Here is a 4975-nt window from a genome sequence, read left to right on the forward strand (position 1 = left end):
GCTGATGGGATAAATCCCGCTCCTCGCTTTCGATTACCCAGAAACACCAACGCCCCGAACCAGTCGGGGCGTTGGCTTGGCCTGCACTCAGGGAGTTTTCACACGGCCTGATTCGCCGGGCCTTCCTTCGCTAACGATACTCACACTCAGCGCAGGCTTGGCCCCTGGAACCCCATCCAGAGCGCCAGGCGCTCAGCGACGCCGGCACCAAACTTCTTCGAAAATCGATCGAAAGGCGACTCCTGAACGGTATAGTCAACAATCTCCTTTGCACCGACGACTTCACGAGCCACAAAACTGGCATTGCCAAGCTTGTCCACCAACCCCAATACCAAGGCCTGCTCGCCAGTCCAGACCAAACCACTGAAGAGCTCGGGATGAGTGTCAACCTTGAGCCGGTCGCCACGCCCCTTCTTCACGCTCTCGATAAATTGTTGATGCGTGGTGCTCAACACACCCTGCCAGAACTCGGTCTCCTCCGGCTTTTGCGGCTGGAACGGATCGAGGAAGGCCTTGTGCTCGCCTGAGGTATAGACACGGCGCTCGACGCCAAGCTTAGCCATTGCGTCGACGAAGCCGAAGCTCGCCGCAGTAACACCGATGGAACCGACCAGGCTGGCCTTGTCGGCGTAAATCTCGTCGGCCGCGCTGGCGATGTAATAAGCACCAGACGCCCCCAGGTCCGAAATGACGGCGTAGACCTTGATGTCCTTGTGCTCTTCGCGCAGCCGGCGGATCTCGTCATAAACGTAGCCGGACTGCACCGGACTGCCGCCCGGGCTGTTGATGCGCAACACCACACCCCTGGTGTTCGGATCTTCGAAGGCCGCACGCAGACCGGTCACGATATTGTCGGCACTTGCTGCCTCCTCATCGGCGATCATGCCGCGCACCTCAACCAGGGCGGTATGCTCCTGACTACGCGCCGCACTTTTCTGCAGGTCGAAGATCGGCGAGAACAGCGCCAGGGCGGCGAACAGGTAAAGGAAAGTCAGCGATTTGAAGAAAATACCCCAGCGCCGGGCACGGCGCTGCTCCTGAACACCAGCCAGGACCGCTTTTTCCAGCAGCTTCCAGCTCTTCTGTTCAGCCTTGTCGACAGCCGGTTCTTTCCACTCGTCAGACATAAGACTCCACCTCTCGGGATTGCCGGCTCAGGCCACCGCTCAACCAGTGGCTCAGCTCCTCGAAACGCTCGATCGCCAACCTGGGCGACTCCTTGAGCAACTCAGCAAGCGGCTGGGCACCATAGCCCACCGCCACGGAATCCATCCCAGCCCGATGCGCCATGCGCAAATCGAAGGGCGAATCCCCCACCATTACCGCCTGCTCGGCCCCCACCCCACAATGCGCCAGGATTTCCTGCAGCATGCGTGGATCAGGCTTGCTTGCCGTTTCATCAGCGCAACGAGTGACATCGAAATAGTCCAGCCACCCACGCCCGGCCAGCACATGATCCAACCCTCGACGACTCTTGCCGGTGGCCACGGCCAGACGGTAGCCCTGCTCTCGGAATGTTTCCAGGGCCTCAGCCACCCCATCGAACAACGGGGAAGGCTGACGCTCCAGGGCGTTGTAGTGCTCACCGTATCGCTGGCGGAACGTGTCGATGCGCTGCGCATCATCGAGTTCTGGATAGAGGGTAGCGATAGCCTCCGGCAAGCCGAGCCCGATGATACCCTTGATGGCGGCATCATCGCGCCAGGGCAACCCCGAAACCTCCGCTGCCACACGCATGGCTTCGACAATGCGGGCAATGGAGTCAACCAACGTGCCATCCCAGTCGAAGATCAGAAGCTGATAATCAGGCACCTAGTCGCTCCAGGGTTTTCTGCCACATCTCATCCACCGGAGCCTCCAGCTTCAGCTCACCGCCATCGGGAAGGCTGATAGCCAGGGAATGCGCATGAAGGAACAAGCGCTTGCCACCCAGATCACGAATCTCGCGGGTGAAATCCTCATCCCCATACTTGGGATCGCCAGCGATGGAATGACCGGCGTGTTTGGCATGCACACGAATCTGGTGAGTGCGCCCAGTGATGGGACTGGCTTCCACCAGGGTGGCGAACTCGCCAAAACGACGCACGACACGAAATTCGGTCAGCGCCTCCTTGCCCTCGGGATTCACCTCGACCATACGCTCGCCGGAGCGCAGGTTGTTCTTCAGCAGCGGCGCACTGACCTTCTTCTTCGAGGTCGGCCAACTGCCGCGCACCAGCGCCAGATAGCGCTTATCGACGCCATCACCACGCAATGCCTCGTGCAGGTGACGCAACATACTGCGCTTCTTGGCGATCATCAGCAGACCGGAAGTGTCGCGATCCAGGCGATGCACCAGCTCAATATCCTTGGCCTCCGGACGCAACTGACGAAAGGCTTCGATCACGCCGAAGCTGAGGCCGCTGCCACCATGCACCGCGATGCCAGACGGCTTGTTCAGCACGATCAGCGCCTTGTCTTCGTAGACGATGGCGCTCTCCAGACGCTCCAGCAGCCCCTGGGCCACCGGTGCCGGCTCGTTCGGTTCGGACAGGCGCAGCGGCGGAACCCGCACGATATCGCCAGCTTGGAGCTTGTACTCCGGCTTGATTCGCCCCTTGTTGACGCGGACCTCGCCCTTACGAAGGATGCGATAAATCAACGTCTTGGGCGCACCTTTCAACTGGGTACGTAGGAAATTGTCGATGCGTTGGCCGGCATATTCCGGCGAAACCTCAAGCAGCTGGACGCCGGAGGTTGGAGAGGCAGGAGTATTCATCTGGGCATCATAACAATTTTTTATGGATTTGAAGCACTTAATGATTACTGCTATAGTCGCGAACGCCGCCAAAAGCGGCCTGGTTTCGGGGTGTTCGCCAAAACTGCCACCCCCCAACCGCTGCAACCCTTTCAGGACGTAAGGCCGTCCGACAGAAAATTCGCCGCATTGACCGCGATATTTCCGAAATCAAAGCCTCGAGCCATGACGCGTGATCACCCCTTCCAATGGGAGATCACGGTAAATGCAACCCGCTACGGATTCAGCGAGCGGCACCCGATTTTCAAGGGATAAGTGTAGGGTGGAGATGCATAACCGTCGGACTGCGTAGTTTCAAGACGCTTCATTTCGTCCGCTACCGACCGTTGATTCCTCCTCCTGAACAAGTGCTTCTGTCACGACACAGCAAGCAGGAGACGTAGTCGCGATTCCGGCCCCTTTGGCTGGAGTTCGCTGGACACTGGGGTGGCCCGCCGCCCCTGACACGCACCTGACACCGACCGCGAGAGTCGTGTGCGCCAATCGCCGTTTCCGGTAGCCCGGAAACCTATTGGTACCACATGAAAAGAATGCTGATTAACGCGACTCAGCCCGAAGAGTTGCGTGTTGCTCTGGTCGACGGCCAACGCCTGTACGATCTGGACATTGAATCGGGTGCCCGCGAGCAGAAGAAAGCCAACATCTACAAGGGCCGAATCACTCGCATCGAACCCAGCCTCGAGGCTGCCTTCGTCGATTTCGGCGCTGAGCGCCACGGTTTCCTGCCTCTGAAAGAAATCTCCCGCGAGTACTTCAAGAAGTCCCCCGAAGGCCGCATCAACATCAAGGAAGTGCTCAGCGAAGGCCAGGAAGTCATCGTCCAGGTCGAGAAAGAAGAACGTGGCAACAAGGGCGCAGCCCTGACCACCTTTATCAGCCTCGCCGGTCGTTATCTGGTTCTGATGCCGAACAACCCGCGCGCAGGTGGTATCTCCCGCCGTATCGAAGGCGAAGAGCGCAACGAACTGCGTGAAGCGCTGAACGGCCTCAACGCTCCGGCCGACATGGGCCTGATCGTCCGCACCGCCGGCCTCGGCCGCTCCAGCGAAGAGCTGCAGTGGGACCTGGACTACCTGCTGCAACTCTGGAGCGCCATCAAGGAAGCCTCCGGTGAGCGTGGCGCGCCCTTCCTGATCTACCAGGAAAGCAACGTCATCATCCGCGCCATTCGCGACTACCTGCGCCAGGACATCGGCGAAGTGCTGGTCGACAGCGTCGAAGCCCACGAAGAAGCCCTGAGCTTCATCCGCCAGGTGATGCCGCAGTACCAGAGCAAGATCAAGCTCTATCAGGACAGCGTCCCGCTGTTCAATCGCTTCCAGATCGAAAGCCAGATCGAAACCGCCTTCCAGCGCGAAGTGAAGCTGCCGTCCGGCGGTTCCATCGTCATCGACCCGACCGAAGCCCTGGTGTCGATCGACATCAACTCGGCTCGCGCGACCAAAGGCGGCGACATCGAAGAAACCGCCCTGCAGACCAATCTGGAAGCGGCCGAAGAAATCGCCCGCCAGCTGCGCCTGCGTGACATTGGTGGCCTGATCGTCATCGACTTCATCGATATGACCCCGGCCAAGAACCAGCGCGCCGTGGAAGAGAAAGTCCGTGAAGCCCTGGAAGCCGACCGCGCCCGTGTGCAGATTGGCCGCATCTCTCGTTTCGGTCTGCTGGAAATGTCCCGTCAGCGCCTGCGTCCGTCCTTGGGCGAGACCAGCGGCATCGTCTGCCCGCGCTGCGACGGCCAAGGCATCATCCGTGACGTCGAATCCCTGTCCCTGGCCATCCTGCGCCTGATCGAAGAAGAGGCCCTCAAGGACCGCACCGCCGAAGTCCGCGCCCAGGTCCCGATCCCCGTTGCCGCCTTCCTGCTTAACGAGAAGCGCAACAGCATCACCAAGATTGAGCTGCGTAGCCGTTCGCGCATCGTCATCCTGCCGAACGACCACCTGGAAACTCCGCACTTCGAAGTCCAGCGCCTGCGCGATGACAGCCCGGAAGTGCTGAGCAGCCAGTCCAGCTACGAAATGACGCCTGCCGAAGCGGAAGAAATTCAGCCGGTCAGCTCCACCCGCACCCTGGTTCGCCAGGAAGCCGCGGTGAAGACTGTTTCCCCTGAGCGCCCCGTTCCGGCCCCGGTTGCCCCTCAGGCCCCGACACCCGCACCCGCACCGACCCCGGAAC

General features: G+C 60.2%; 4 protein-coding genes. 1 reads left to right on the forward strand and 3 read right to left on the reverse strand.

The features are described 5' to 3' along the window. Positions 1–146 precede the first annotated feature (146 nt). The 3 genes from sppA to rluC are packed head-to-tail and all read right to left on the reverse strand — an operon-like array spanning position 147 to position 2758. Positions 147–1127, reverse strand: a complete 981-nt coding sequence (gene sppA, locus FFS60_RS28255; protein ID WP_137823866.1) for a signal peptide peptidase SppA — start codon at positions 1125–1127, stop codon at positions 147–149. Then, positions 1120–1812, reverse strand: coding sequence for an HAD-IA family hydrolase (locus tag FFS60_RS28260; RefSeq protein ID WP_028630874.1), 693 nt, complete (start codon positions 1810–1812; stop codon positions 1120–1122). Before FFS60_RS28260 ends, sppA begins: the two co-directional genes overlap by 8 nt. Continuing rightward, positions 1805–2758: a 23S rRNA pseudouridine(955/2504/2580) synthase RluC gene (rluC, locus tag FFS60_RS28265; protein ID WP_028630875.1), complete on the reverse strand. Its 954-nt coding sequence runs from the start codon at positions 2756–2758 to the stop codon at positions 1805–1807. Before rluC ends, FFS60_RS28260 begins: the two co-directional genes overlap by 8 nt. A gap of 560 nt (positions 2759–3318) precedes the next feature. Here rluC and rne point away from each other — a divergent pair. Continuing rightward, a partial coding sequence (gene rne / locus FFS60_RS28270) for a ribonuclease E (RefSeq protein ID WP_137823867.1) occupies positions 3319–4975 on the forward strand: 1657 nt, incomplete at its 3' end.

The sequence above is a fragment of the Pseudomonas sp. D(2018) genome (assembly GCF_005502555.1).
In the GTDB taxonomy this organism is placed as follows: domain Bacteria; phylum Pseudomonadota; class Gammaproteobacteria; order Pseudomonadales; family Pseudomonadaceae; genus Metapseudomonas; species Metapseudomonas resinovorans.

What these genes read in the sequence shown, in the direction of transcription:
- sppA (WP_137823866.1), bottom strand. Translation starts at nt 1,127, where the DNA reads ATGTCTGACGAGTGGAAAGAACCGGCTGTCGACAAGGCTGAACAGAAG.
- rluC (WP_028630875.1), bottom strand. Translation starts at nt 2,758, where the DNA reads ATGAATACTCCTGCCTCTCCAACCTCCGGCGTCCAGCTGCTTGAGGTT.